Source organism: Aeromonas sp. FDAARGOS 1414, from assembly GCF_019047065.1.
Lineage (GTDB): Bacteria > Pseudomonadota > Gammaproteobacteria > Enterobacterales > Aeromonadaceae > Aeromonas > Aeromonas veronii_A.
This window is the reverse complement of the sequence record NZ_CP077210.1, coordinates 3,088,616-3,101,562: the sequence shown is the minus strand read 5'-3', so window position 1 is coordinate 3,101,562 and position 12,947 is coordinate 3,088,616. Positions and strand designations below refer to the sequence as shown.

General features: G+C 61.1%; 12 protein-coding genes and 1 riboswitch. Of the genes, 10 read left to right on the top strand and 2 right to left on the bottom strand.

Going from position 1 to position 12,947, the window contains the following annotated elements:
• Positions 1–21: 21 nt before the first annotated feature.
• The 10 genes from I6L44_RS13880 to I6L44_RS13835 all read left to right on the top strand — a co-directional run bounded on the left by I6L44_RS13880 (position 22) and on the right by I6L44_RS13835 (position 9,169).
• On the top strand, positions 22–597 hold the full coding sequence (locus I6L44_RS13880; RefSeq protein ID WP_216952132.1) for an alpha/beta hydrolase: 576 nt from the start codon (positions 22–24) through the stop codon (positions 595–597).
• Between the two features lie 271 nt (positions 598–868).
• Positions 869–1,708 carry a sulfate ABC transporter permease subunit CysT gene (cysT, locus tag I6L44_RS13875; protein ID WP_139436707.1) on the top strand — a complete coding sequence of 280 codons (840 nt, stop codon included), beginning with the start codon at positions 869–871 and terminating at the stop codon, positions 1,706–1,708.
• Positions 1,705–2,595 (top strand): sulfate ABC transporter permease subunit CysW, encoded by an 891-nt coding sequence (gene cysW / locus I6L44_RS13870; RefSeq protein ID WP_005343065.1) that lies wholly within the window; start codon positions 1,705–1,707, stop codon positions 2,593–2,595. The genes cysT and cysW overlap by 4 nt, the downstream gene beginning before the upstream one ends.
• A 23-nt stretch (positions 2,596–2,618) precedes the next feature.
• Positions 2,619–3,686 carry a sulfate/molybdate ABC transporter ATP-binding protein gene (locus tag I6L44_RS13865; protein WP_216952131.1) on the top strand — a complete coding sequence of 356 codons (1,068 nt, stop codon included), beginning with the start codon at positions 2,619–2,621 and terminating at the stop codon, positions 3,684–3,686.
• 123 nt (positions 3,687–3,809) lie between these two features.
• Positions 3,810–4,757, top strand: coding sequence for an HTH-type transcriptional regulator Cbl (cbl, locus tag I6L44_RS13860; protein ID WP_040067353.1), 948 nt, complete (start codon positions 3,810–3,812; stop codon positions 4,755–4,757).
• A 194-nt stretch (positions 4,758–4,951) separates the two neighbouring features.
• On the top strand, positions 4,952–6,163 hold the full coding sequence (locus tag I6L44_RS13855) for a threonine synthase (protein ID WP_216952130.1): 1,212 nt from the start codon (positions 4,952–4,954) through the stop codon (positions 6,161–6,163).
• Positions 6,160–6,825, top strand: a complete 666-nt coding sequence (locus I6L44_RS13850; protein WP_216952129.1) for an amino acid ABC transporter permease — start codon at positions 6,160–6,162, stop codon at positions 6,823–6,825. Before I6L44_RS13855 ends, I6L44_RS13850 begins: the two co-directional genes overlap by 4 nt.
• 90 nt (positions 6,826–6,915) lie before the next feature.
• Positions 6,916–7,578 carry an amino acid ABC transporter permease gene (locus tag I6L44_RS13845; protein ID WP_216952128.1) on the top strand — a complete coding sequence of 221 codons (663 nt, stop codon included), beginning with the start codon at positions 6,916–6,918 and terminating at the stop codon, positions 7,576–7,578.
• On the top strand, positions 7,575–8,336 hold the full coding sequence (locus I6L44_RS13840; RefSeq protein WP_040067361.1) for an amino acid ABC transporter ATP-binding protein: 762 nt from the start codon (positions 7,575–7,577) through the stop codon (positions 8,334–8,336). The genes I6L44_RS13845 and I6L44_RS13840 overlap by 4 nt, the downstream gene beginning before the upstream one ends.
• Positions 8,333–9,169: a transporter substrate-binding domain-containing protein gene (locus tag I6L44_RS13835; protein ID WP_040067363.1), complete on the top strand. Its 837-nt coding sequence runs from the start codon at positions 8,333–8,335 to the stop codon at positions 9,167–9,169. Before I6L44_RS13840 ends, I6L44_RS13835 begins: the two co-directional genes overlap by 4 nt.
• Positions 9,170–9,327: 158 nt before the next feature.
• Here the strand turns inward: I6L44_RS13835 and gbpA are convergent, their stop codons facing one another.
• Complete coding sequence (gene gbpA, locus I6L44_RS13830; protein ID WP_216952127.1) at positions 9,328–10,749, bottom strand: N-acetylglucosamine-binding protein GbpA; 1,422 nt, start codon at positions 10,747–10,749, stop codon at positions 9,328–9,330.
• Positions 10,750–10,814: 65 nt separating this feature from the next.
• A riboswitch (cyclic di-GMP riboswitch) is annotated at positions 10,815–10,900 on the bottom strand.
• 265 nt (positions 10,901–11,165) lie between these two features.
• Positions 11,166–12,848, bottom strand: a complete 1,683-nt coding sequence (locus tag I6L44_RS13825) for a methyl-accepting chemotaxis protein (protein ID WP_216952126.1) — start codon at positions 12,846–12,848, stop codon at positions 11,166–11,168.
• Positions 12,849–12,947 lie beyond the last annotated feature (99 nt).

Genomic DNA, 12,947 nt, shown 5'->3' with positions numbered 1-12,947 from the left:
CCAGCCGATAGGAGCACCAAGATGAACAAGATCCTCCTGGTTCCCGGTCTGCACAACAGTGGGCCGGATCACTGGCAGAGCCGCTGGCACGATCATTTTCCCCAATGGCAGCGGATGACCGGGCTACCGTGGGACAAGCCGGACCTCAGGGTCTGGAGTGCCAAGCTGGCGAGCAAGCTGAAACGTCGCCGCAGTCGGGTCCATCTGGTGGCCCACTCTTTCGGCGCCCTGACCGCCATCGCGGCGGCCCGCTTGCAGCCGGAGAAGGTGGCCTCGATCTTTCTGGTGGCGCCCGCCGATCCTGCCCGTTTTGGCATTGTGGATGAGGCCTTGGCCGGGCCGCTGCAGGTGTCGGCCCAGCTGGTGGCCAGCCGCAACGATCCCTGGATGAGCTTTGAACGGGCCGAGTACTGGAGCCGTCAGTGGCAGGTGCCGCTGTTCGATGCCGGTGAGGCGGGCCATATCAATGCCCAGTCAGGTCATGGGGATTGGCATCAGGGGCTGCATTTGCTAGGGGCACTCTACCGCCGTGGTGAGCTGGTGGTGGCACCGGTCAAGACCGCATCGCCCCGGTCGGTCGTACTGGGCTTTCGCTAGGTATCTGTGAAGTGGTTGGAGGGTTGGCGAGCGCGCTGTTCGCTGGCTACTCCATGCCCCCGTTCTTTGAATGCTCCGCTCCGTATTGCTCCATTTCTTAGGTCTTTTATTTATATAAAAGACCTTTTTTTATTTGGAGTGCGCCAAGAGCCTTGTGACTCTGCGGTTAGACAAAAAAGTGATTAGCAAAGTCGCAATTGATGTTTGTTGCCGATGAGGGGAGTGCGCAGAATCACCATATCGAAAATTCTTCATAACAGATGGATGTGTTATGCGATTTGGTTCTTATTCTGTCCTGCCCGGTTTTGGCCCCACCTTGGGGTTCAGCCTGCTCTATCTGGGCCTGCTGGTGCTGTTGCCGCTCTCGGCCCTGGTGCTGTTTGCGATCAACAACCTGACCGCCGCCGAGTTCTGGCAGGTGATCGGTTCACCCCGGGTGCTCGCCTCCTTTCGCCTGAGCTTCGGTGCGGCCTTTGTCGCGGCGCTGCTCAACAGCCTGTTTGGCCTGATCCTGGCCTGGATCCTGGTGCGCTACACCTTCCCCGGTCGTCGTCTGGTGGATGCGCTGATCGACCTGCCATTTGCCATGCCGACTGCTGTATCCGGCATCGCCCTGTGCGCCATCTTCGCCCCCAACGGCTGGATCGGCCAGTTGCTGGCGCCGCTCGGCATCCAGCTCGCCTACAACCCCATCGGCGTCGTTATCGCACTCACCTTTATCGGATTGCCGTTTGTGGTGCGCACCCTGCAGCCGGTGCTGCGGGAGGCTGAAACCGAGCAAGAGGAGGCTGCCGCCAGCCTCGGCGCCGATCGCTGGCAGACCTTCCTGCGGGTGCTCTGGCCAACTCTGGTGCCAGCTCTGCTCACCGGGTTTGCGCTGGCATTTGCCCGCGCGGTGGGGGAGTACGGCTCCGTCATCTTCATCGCCGGCAACCTGCCTATGGTCTCGGAAATCGCGCCGCTGATGATCATGAGCCACCTGGAGGAGTATGACTACGCCGGTGCCTCTGCCATTGCCGTGGTGATGCTGCTGATCTCATTCATTTTGTTACTGCTAATCAACAAGTTGCAGGCCTGGAGCTGGTCTCGCATCGGAGGGAGCCGGATATGAGTTCATCTGCTATCGCCATTGAGGCGGCCTCTGTGGAGGCAACCCCCGCTCGCAAGGCGCCGGTCGTGATCCGCGAGCCCCAGTGGGTCAAGTGGCTGCTCATCACGGTTGGTTTGGGCTGGTTTGCCGCCCTGTTGCTGCTGCCGTTGGCCACCGTCTTTATTCAGGCGTTAACGCCGGGGCTGGCTTTTTTCTGGCACGCCATCAGCGAGCCGGATGCCCTGAGCGCCCTCGGTCTGACAGCACTGGTGACGCTCTGCGCCGTCCCACTCAATCTGCTGTTCGGGATCGCGGCGGCCTGGGCCATCGCCCGCTTCCGCTTCCCGGGTCGGCAGCTGCTCATCACCATCATCGATCTGCCCTTCTCGGTGTCGCCGGTGATCGCCGGTCTGATGCTGGTGTTGATGTTCGGCAGCCGCGGCTGGTTCGGTGACTGGCTGAGCGAACACGACATCAAGATCATTTTCGCCACACCAGGGATCATCCTGGCCACCACCTTCATTACCGTGCCCTTCGTGGTACGCGAGCTGCTGCCCCAGATGGAGGCGCGCGGCCCGGAAGAGGAAGAGGCGGCCATCATGCTGGGGGCGAGCGGCCTGCAGATGTTCTGGCGCGTCACTCTGCCCGGCATCCGCTGGAGCCTGATGTATGGCCTGCTGCTCTGTACCGCCCGCGCGGTCGGGGAGTTTGGCGCCGTGTCGGTGGTTTCCGGTCATATTCGCGGCCAGACCAATACCCTGCCGCTGCATATCGAGATCCTCTACAACGAGTACCAGACCGGCGCCGCCTTTGCGGTGGCAAGCCTCTTGGCTCTGTTTGGGATCTTCACCCTGCTGGGTGAAACCCTGTTGGCCCGGCTGCGTGCCCAGCCCACCAAATCTCACTGAATCACCGTTTTAAAGAGGCAGCCATGAGCATTCAGGTTCAACAACTCAACAAGCATTTCAATCAGTACGCGGCGCTGGCAGACATCAACCTCGACTTTCACGATGGTGAGCTGGTGGCCCTGCTCGGCCCCTCCGGTTGCGGCAAGACTACCCTGCTGCGGATCATCGCCGGGCTGGAGCAGGCCGACAGTGGCAGCGTCATCATCCGTGGCGAGGATGCCTCGGGTCTCCATGTGCGCGAGCGCAACGTCGGCTTCGTGTTCCAGCACTACGCCCTGTTTCGCCATATGACGGTATTCGAAAACGTGGCGTTTGGCCTTAGGGTCAAACCGCGCAGCGAGCGCCCGGCCGAGGCGGCCATTCGCGCCCGGGTCAAGGAGTTGCTGGATCTGGTGCAGCTCAGCCACGTGGCCGAACGCTATCCGACCCAGCTCTCCGGCGGTCAGCGTCAGCGGGTCGCGCTGGCCCGCGCGCTGGCGGTGCAGCCCAAGGTACTGCTCTTGGACGAGCCCTTCGGCGCCCTCGATGCTCAAGTGCGCAAGGAGCTGCGCCGCTGGCTGCGCGAGCTGCACGACGAGCTGCACGTCACCAGCCTGTTCGTCACCCACGATCAGGAAGAGGCGCTGGAGGTAGCGGATCGGGTGGTGCTGATGAACGCCGGACGGGTCGAGCAGATCGGCACCCCGGCCGAGGTCTACGACCAGCCTGCCAGCTCCTTCGTCCACAGCTTCCTCGGCAGTGTGAACCAGTTCCGCGGTCGGGTGGCGGAGCAGGGATTCGGTGTTGGTGAGCAGCTGCTCGGCGGGCCGTCGGCTTCTCATCTGGCCCACGGCAGTGCCGCCATCGCCTATGTCCGTCCCCATGAACTGGAGATTCTGCCTGCCGATGCGCCGGGCGGGATCCGTGCCACCATCACCCGTCTGCTGCCCATGGGGCCACGCATTCGGGTGGAGCTGCGTGGTGACGGTGAGACCAAAGGGGCTCACTATGAGGCGGAGCTGAGCAAGGAGGCGGCCAAGCTGTTTGCCCCGGGACAGGGGGTACGGCTGGTGGCCAGACAGGCGCAGTTCTATCCCGACTATCAGATTTGATGCTGTGTTGCGGGCGGTGTGGCCGCCCGGTTCAGGCGCTCTGCCGGGGCATGATCCGGCCAAATAACAAAAATGAGAGGGGCGAACAGATTGTGTCGCCCACTCTTCGCAGGAGGCGACAAGGTGAATTTTCAGCAGTTACGCATTATCCGGGAGGCAGCGCGGCGGGATTACAACCTGACCGAGGTGGCCAACGCCCTTTTTACCTCGCAATCCGGGGTGAGTCGCCATATCCGCGAGCTGGAAGAGGAGCTCGGTATCGAGCTCTTTATCCGCTACGGCAAGCGGCTGCTCGGTATGACCGAGCCTGGCAAGGAGCTGCTGGTGATTGCCGAGCGCATTCTCAATGACGCCAACAACATCCGCAAACTGGCCAGCACCTTTGCCAACCGCGACTCGGGCCGCTTGCTGGTGGCGACCACCCATACCCAGGCCCGCTATGCCCTGCCGCGGGTGGTGAAGGCGTTTCGCGAGCAGTTTCCGCTGGTGCAGCTGGAGCTGCGTCAGGGTAGCCCGGAGGAGATAGTGCGGCTGGTGCAGACCGGCGAGGTGGATATCGGCATCAGCAGCGAGCAGCTCGACAAGAGCGAAGGGGTGGTGGCATTCCCCTACTACCGCTGGCACCACAATATCGTGGTGCCCGAGCAACATCCGTTGGCAGGCGAGCGGGATCTGACGCTGGCGGCGCTGGCCAACTGGCCCATCGTCACCTATCAAGCCGGGTTGACCGGGCGGGTGCGGGTGGATGAAGCCTTTGCTGCGGCTGGCATTGAACCGCAGATCCTGCTGACGGCGCAGGACTCCGATGTCATCAAGACCTATGTCGAGCTGGAGATGGGGGTCGGCATACTGGCCGACATGGCGTTCGACGCACAGCGCGATCAGGGGCTGGTACAGCTTGATGGCAGCCATCTGTTTGCCCCCCATACCGCCTGGATTGGCCTCAAGCAGGGGCAGTTCCAGCACAACTTTGCCTGGCAGTTCATTCAGCTCTGCAACCCCGAACTGGCACTGGCGGATATTCAAGCCCGCGCCATGGGCAGCGAGCCTGCCCTCGACTTCCAGATTTGAATAGGAAGAGATGACTGAAGGGGCTCCATTGGCTCCCCCTCTTTATTGCTGGCAGATGAGATTGCCAGCAAAAACAGACGGCTTCATATGAATTTTTTCACTTAGGTTTGCCAGTTAATTTTGTTTGTTATCCGGTACTTGGGTTGCAGGATGGAATAAGTGACTGACCAAAGTCGATCCATTCAGGATAAAGCATGCCGTATAGCTACCTATCACATCTGCGTTGCAGCAAGAGTGGCGAGATCCATGAGGCTGACCAGCCCTGGCAACTGAGCCGGGCTGGTGCGCCACTGCTGGCCAGCTACGATCTCGATGCGCTGAAGCGAGCATGGCACCCGGCGGCATTGCTGGGGCGCCCGGCCAGCCTGTGGCGTTATCACGAGTTGCTGCCGGTGCGAGATCCCGCCCACGTTGTGACGCTGGGGGAGGGATTCACCCCACTGCTACGGCTGCCTACGCTGGGCAAGCAGATCGGTATTCCGGATCTCTGGATGAAGGATGAGAGCGTCATCCCCACCGGCTCCTTCAAGGCTCGTGGTGCAGCGGTGGGCATCTCCCGCGCGCGTGAACTCGGCGTCACTCACTTCGCCATGCCGACCAACGGCAACGCAGGCGCTGCATGGGCGCTCTACGGTGCCCGTGCCGGACTGCGCAGCACCATCGTTATGCCGCAGGCAGCCCCCGCCATCACTCGACTGGAGACCTCTCTCGCCGGTTCCCGCCTCTATCTGGTGGATGGCCTGATCAGCGATGCCGGTCGTCAGGTGGCGCAGGCGGTGGCGGAGCAATCCCTGTTTGACGCCTCAACCCTGAAGGAGCCCTACCGGATTGAGGGCAAGAAGACCATGGGGCTGGAGATTGCCGAACAGCTGGGCTGGACCCTGCCGGATGTGATCATCTATCCGACCGGTGGCGGGGTCGGCCTCATCGGTATCTACAAGGCGCTGCGCGAGCTGCAGGAGCTGGGCTGGGTCAAGGGCGCGTTGCCCAGACTGGTCGCGGTACAGGCGAGTGGCTGCGCGCCCATTGTGCAGGCGTGGCAACAGAGAGCCACCGAATCGAGCTTCTGGCCCGACTCCCAAACGCTGGCTTTCGGCATCAATGTACCCAAGGCACTGGGAGATTTTCTGGTGCTGGACGCCCTCTATCGCACCGAGGGTTGCGCCATCGCGGTGGATGACAAGGCCATCCAGAGCGAGATCCGCCAGCTTGCCTCTCGCGAAGGGAGCTTTGTCTGCCCTGAGGGGGCCGCCGCGTTTGCTGCTGCTCGTCAACTACGCGAGGCTGGCTGGATCCGTGGGGGAGAGCAGGTCGTGGTGCTCAATACCGGTGCCGGCATCAAGTACCCGGATGCGATCACTGTGCTGCCCCAGCGTCTGCAGCGTGACGGGAGGATCCCGGCATGAATCTGGATCTGCCTTTCATCCTCACGACGCTGCCCGCCTTCGGCAAGGCGGTCTGGGTCACCTTGCAACTGGGAGCCATAGTGATCCTCACTTCGCTGGCGGTCGCCCTGCTCAACGTCGCCCTGTTGAGCCTGCACAAGCGGCAGCTCAGCGCACTGATCCGCGGATATGTCGAGCTGGCTCGCAACACGCCGCTGCTTATCCAGCTCTTCTTCCTCTATTTCGGGCTGCCTGCGCTCGGCTTGTCGCTGTCGGGCTTTACCACTGCGGTGATTGCCATGACCTTCCTCGGCGGTGGTTATCTGACCGAGGCGCTGCGTGCAGGCATTCAGGCGGTGCCCGCCAGTCAGCTGGAGGCTGGCAGGGCCATCGGCCTCTCCCGCTGGCAACTGCTGCGCCACGTGCAGTTGCCCCAGGCCTGGCTCGCCAGCCTGCCGGCGCTGTTTGCCAACTTCATCTTTCTGCTCAAGGAGACGACTGTGGCTTCGGCGGTGGCGGTGCCAGAGCTGCTCTACACCACCAAGAATTACATCGCCCTCTACTACAAGACCTACGAGATGCTGGCGGTGCTGACCTTGATGTGCGTGCTGATCTTCCTGCCGCTCTCGCTCGCTCTGCGCGTCGTTGAAAGGAGGCTGCAACATGGTCAGTTCGGTCACTGAATCGCTGATGCAGGCGAGGATCCCGATGTGGGCACTTATCTTCCAGCTGCCGCAGATTCGCCACCGAGGCGCAGGAAAGGAGGGCTCAATATGGTCAATTCCGTTACTGAGCAGCTGACGCAGGCGCTGCCACTGCTGGCGGTGGGCGCGGGTCAGACCCTCGCCATCTCGCTACTGGCCATCCTGCTTGCCACCCTCGGCGGTGTCGCTTACGGCGTGTTGGCACAACAGGGCGGCCGGTTGGTGCGGGGCCTGCTGCGGCTTTATCTCGAGCTGTTTCGGGTAGTGCCGGTGCTGGTGTGGCTCTATCTCTTTTTCTTCGGGTTGCCGATCTTTTTCGGCCTCGATATTCCGGCCTTCTGGTGCGCCGTGCTGGTACTCGCCCTCTGGGGCGCCAGCGAGGTGGGAGAGGTGGTGCGCGGTGGCCTCAACTCCCTCGCCCGTGGTCAGCAGGAGGCCGGGTTGGCGCTCGGGCTCTCGACCTGGCAGCTCTATCGCCATGTGTTGCTGCCGCAGGCGTTGCAGCGGCTGACGCCGCCGACCATCAACATCTACACCCGCATCATCAAGACCAGTTCGCTGGCGGTGCTGATCGGGGTGGTGGAGGTGATCAAGGTGGGCCAGCAGGTCATCGAGCGCACCTATGGCTCGCTGCTTATTTACGGTCTGCTGTTTCTGTTCTTTTTTCTGGTCTGCTATCCGCTCTCGCTCGCCTCGCGCCGGCTGGAGCAACAATGGGGTAATGCGGTATGACACCTCTGCTTGAACTCGGTTCTGTCAGTAAACAGTTCGGCCCGAATCTGGTGCTGGATCGGATCAGCCTCAGCGTGCGAGCCGGGGAGGTGATCGTCATCCTGGGGCCTAGCGGCTGTGGCAAGAGCACACTGCTGCGCACTCTCAACGGGCTCGAACCCATTCAGGGGGGCGAGATCCGCTTCGATGGTGTGTTGCTGGATGGTGCCACCGACTGGCAGCGGGTGCGCCAGCGGATCGGCATGGTGTTCCAGAGCTATCACCTCTTCCCCAACCTGACGGTGCTGGAAAATGTGCTGCTCGGCCCCCTGCAGGTGCAAAAGCGGGAGCGGGCAGAGGCACTGCTGCAAGCCGAGCAGCTGCTGACCCGCATCGGCCTGTGGGAGCGGCGCCATGACTATCCGCGCCAGCTTTCCGGCGGCCAGCAGCAGCGCATCGCCATCGTGCGGGCGCTGTGCATGAACCCGCAGGTGATGCTGTTTGACGAGGTGACCGCTGCGCTGGATCCCGAGATGGTGCAGGAGGTGCTGGAGGTGATCCGCGATCTCGCCGGCAGCGGCATGACCCTGCTTATCGTCACCCACGAGCTGGCCTTCGCCCGGGCGGTGGCGGATCGCATCGTCTTCATGGATGGCGGCCACATTCTGGAGCAGGCAGCACCTCACCAATTTTTCGACAATCCCAGGAGCCAGCGTGCGCGCCAGTTCCTCGCCAAGTTTTCTTATACAAATGTCATCAAACGAAAGGAGTCAGCATGAAAAAAATCACCTCGGTTCTGCTTAGTGCCTTATTGGGACTGGGTATTGCCAGTGGCGCCGCCCATGCGGCGGACGGTTCCCTCGACAAGATCAAGGCGCGGGACAAGCTCATCGTCGGCGTCTTCACCGACAAGCCGCCGTTTGGCTACGTGGACGAGAAGGGGAACTACGTCGGTTTTGACACCGATCTCGGCCGCCGCTTCGCCAAGGATCTGCTGGGGGACGAGAACAAGATCGAGTTCGTGGCGGTGGAGCCAGCCAGCCGCATCCCCTTCCTGCAGAGCGACAAGGTGGATCTGATCCTCGCCAATATGACGGTGACCCCGGAGCGGCGCGAGGTGGTGGATTTCACCAACCCGAACCTGCGAGTGGCGGTACAGGTGCTGGTGCCGGAAGGGAGTCCGGCCAAGAAGCTCGATGATCTGGCCAGCAAGACCCTGATCGTGACCACCGGCACCACGGCCGACATCTGGCTGACCCGTAACCACCCAGAGTGGAAGGTTCTCAAGTTCGAGAAGAACACCGAATCTTTGCAGGCACTGGCCCAAGGGCGCGGTGACGCCTACGCCCAGGACAATCTGGTGCTGTTCAGCTGGGCCAAGGAGAATCCGGGCTACCGGGTATTGCCCGAAAAATTGGGCTCGGAAGACCCGATCGCCCCGGCGGTGAAGAAGGGCAATATCGAGCTGCGTGACTGGGTCAACGACCGTCTCGCCAAGCTGGGGGAGGAGAAGTACCTGCTGAAACTCTATGACCAGTATGTGCGTGACAAGCTGAGCCCTGATACCGATCCGAATGATGTGATTGTCGAAGGAGGAAAATGGCAGGGTTAATGGACAAATCCTGTTTGAAGAGTGTGTTGAGTGTGTTGAGTGTGTGAAGTAAGTGAAGAGTGAGGTCTTGGTTCCGTTGGTATGCAAACCGCAAGGTTTGATTTTTCCGGGCGTCCCCTGCTAGAGAGGACGCCCTTTTTTATGTGGCCAAGCGTGGGTTAGTGCACTTCATCCCACGCCATTTGCCAGTGGGAGCCGAAACCCGGCTCGTACTGGGTGGCAGTGGTGGTCCACTGCTGGCAGTAGCCGCTGTAGGGGAAGGGCTTGCACTGATAGATCTTGCCATTTTTCGGCTGCTGCACCTTGGTGCCGGCGGCATAGGATTTGAGCGAGTTCGGGAAGACGAAGTCGTATTCGCCGCTGCTCTGCTCCTTGAACATCAGATCCATGGTCTGCTGAATGGTCTCGCCGCCCGTTTTCGGGGTGGCCTTGATCACCAGCTGGTGGTGACCGGCCTTGAGCCCTTCCAGCGCCATGGTGAAGGTGTGGCTGCTGTCCTTGATGTCAGCGCTGCTTTCACCCTTGGCGACGCCGCCGTGGTCATAGAGGGTGTTGGTGACGGCCAGATCGCCCTGTGTGGTGACGGTGAAATCGAGGGTTGCCTTGCCGTTGTCCAGCACATAGTCGCTGGCCAGACCGCTGACGCTGATGCTGTCCACTACCGGCGGCTGCAGCTGTTGCAGATCAATCTCGACTCGATCCAGTTTGCTGTCTCGATGCAGATAGACGGGGTTCATGCCGTAGATCGGATTGAACTGGCCATCGGCTCCTTGCTGACCGGCGCGGATCAGGCTCTGCTCGGCGTTGAGCTTGCCGGCGAGGGCATGGGCCCAGTTGTTCTTCTGGCCCTGCTCGGCATTGGTGATGGTCAGCACGGTCTGCAGATCGGGGCGCTCGCCGTTGGCATCGAATACCCGGGTCATCGCCTTGTCACCCACCGCGAGGTCGATGGAGGGGTAGATGGTGCCGGCCTGGCTCCACTCCAGCGGCGGCTGGCTACCATCTTTGAACTTGGCATCGATGATGTTGTAGAAGCTGTTGCTGGTGTCGCCCACTTCCCACACGCCGAGGATCACCTGATAACCGGTGCGCTCCGGCAGGACACAGTTATGGGTCACCTGCTTGGGCGGCTGCACCATGTTGCCGTCGATGACGCAGAAGGGGGTCAGGTCGAACGAGTCGCGAGTGAGCGGTTGATTGGGGTTCCAGTCCTGCTTGGTGAGGTAGTAGCGCCAGTTGCGGGTGACGTGGTTGGCGGTGAAGGTCCAGCTGATGGCGAAGGGGCCGGGCTGTATTTCACGCTTGGTCCAGCGGTCGCTGGTCTGGATGTTCAGCTCGCTCCAGCGCGGGCTGCCCGCCGAGGCGATTTGACCATCCTGCGGGCCGGTTTGCGGGAAGCCTGATGGCCCCTCCACGCTCTGGGGTTCCCACTGTACGCCTCCACACTGGCTGTTGCCGCCGGTTTTGCACAGGTAGTTGCGGCTCTCGGGCTGGCTGATGTAGCCATGAGCCAGGGCGCTGCCGCTGGCCAGCAGGGCCAGCACCGCCGCGATGTGATTGAGTTGGATTTTTGCTGCCATACATTCCTCTGTTCGATAGATGTGGGCAGTCAGTTGGCCAGGGAGTTCCCCGATGCACACTTGCGTGTGGCAACCCCGCTATCCTGGACAAAACGTCTGTAGACCGGAGGCTTTGCGTCCCGACCTTTCGGTCAGTTTGCCAAATGACTAGATGGTTAGTGATGGGCCAAATGTTCGGCCATCAGCATTGTGCACCGCATTGATTAATTATTTGAAGTTGAATGTTTAAATGCATAATCCGGTGGCACAAAAAACGTTCTAACTGGCTGTTTTTAAATTGTTCTCTTGTTTATGAATGGCGTCGAATGCCGTTGAATATGCCGATAAGATGCATGCTTGCTGCGCGTTTTTCGGCTTAAAAAAACCTGCCAGCCGAGCTGGCAGGTCGAGTGACAAGGCGACACGGATTGACGCCATCAATGGCGGGCGCGCTGCTCGCTATTGGAGTGATGTAGAGTTGGCATCATAGGAGTCTTGCTGGACTCCTTGCCCAGTTTGAACACCGCAAGCCGCTCATCCAGGCTGCGGGAGAGACCGGCCAGCAGTTCGCTCTCCTGCGCCAGTTGCGAGGCGGACTGGGACATCTCGAGCGCCGAGTCGTTGATGCCGCTGACGTTGCGATTCATATCCTCGGCCACCATGCTCTGCTGTTCGGCGGCGGTAGCGATCTGGGTCGCCATGTCGCTCACATGCTGGATATGGTTGACGATCAGAGTGAGATCCTGACCCGCTTGTTGTGACTGGTTGACGCTGCTTTCGGCCAGTTTTCGGCTGGCATCCATGGCATTGGCAGCAGTGACGGCCCGTTGCTGCAACTGGGCGATGGTGCTCTGGATCTCTTCGGTGGACTGGCGGGTACGACTGGCCAGCTGGCGCACTTCATCGGCGACTACGGCAAAGCCACGCCCCTGCTCGCCAGCACGGGCGGCCTCTATGGCGGCGTTGAGAGCCAGCAGATTGGTCTGATCCGAGATGGAGCTGATGACGGCGGTCACTTCACCGATCTGCATGACCCCCTCTTTGAGCTGGTTGACCTGCAGGGTGGCCTGCTCCACCTCGGTAGCCAGCGCCTTGATGCCGTGCACACTGGCGTGAACGTCACGGTTGCCGAGGCCAGCTTCTCCGGTCGCTTCCTGGGTATCCCGCGCGGTATTTTCGGCATGCCCGGCCACATCGGAGATGGTGGCGCTCATCTCATTCATGGCTGTGGCGAGCTGGGCCAGCTGATCCCGCTGGCTGCTCACCGCCTGATTGGTTTGCTCGGCGGAGGCGGCGATGCGCAGGGCTGCATCGGCCACGTTGCGGGCACCCAGACTGGCCTCCAGCAGGGCGTGACGAATGGCATCGAGACTCTGATTGGTACAGCGGGCGACCATGCCCAGCTCATCCTTGCCATGTACCGGGATGCTCACCACCAGATCCCCCTGGGCGACCCGTTGCATGGCGTTGTTGATCTGGTTGAGGGGGGAGACGATGGAGCGGGTGATGCGCCAGCCCAGCAGCCCCATCAGCAGGGTCACAATGGCGGTGGCGCTACCCATCTTCATGTACTGGGCCCAGATGGTCTGCTGGATATCTTGCAGCAGCATGCCGGAACCGAGGATCCAGCCCCAGGGTTGATAGCCTGACACCATGGAGAGCTTGTCAGCAGTTTCGCCCGATGGGCCGCTCCAGACATATTGCAGGGTGCCCTGTTTGCCTCCCTTGGCAATATCGACCATCTGCAGCCAGAACTGCCCGGCGGTGGCACCTGTTCCTTCCCCCATGGTCTGGCCGACCAGCTCCGGCCGGATGGGGTGCACCAGCATCTGGCGGTTCTCATTGATCACGAACAGATAGTTGTTGTCGTCAAAGCGCATATTGGTCAGCAGCTTGCGTGCCTCTTGCTGCGCCTGCTCCATAGGCAGGGTGCTGGCCAGAAACTGGATCTGGCTCATGGCCTGGCTTAATACCGCATTGAGCCGCGCCTCTCGCTCACTCATCAGATTGCGCTGGAGCGCGTTGGCCGAGATGAACAGCAGCGAGACAAAACCGACAAACGCCAACGTGAGCAGCAAAAACAATTTGCGGCTCACGGTGATATCACCGAGCTTGAACATGACGAAACCCTCATTCCCTGTTGATTTTCTATGGCTCGTTACTGCGGCAGCCAATTGCTTGATGTAACAACTTATTTACTATTAACCAGTGGTCGCGCG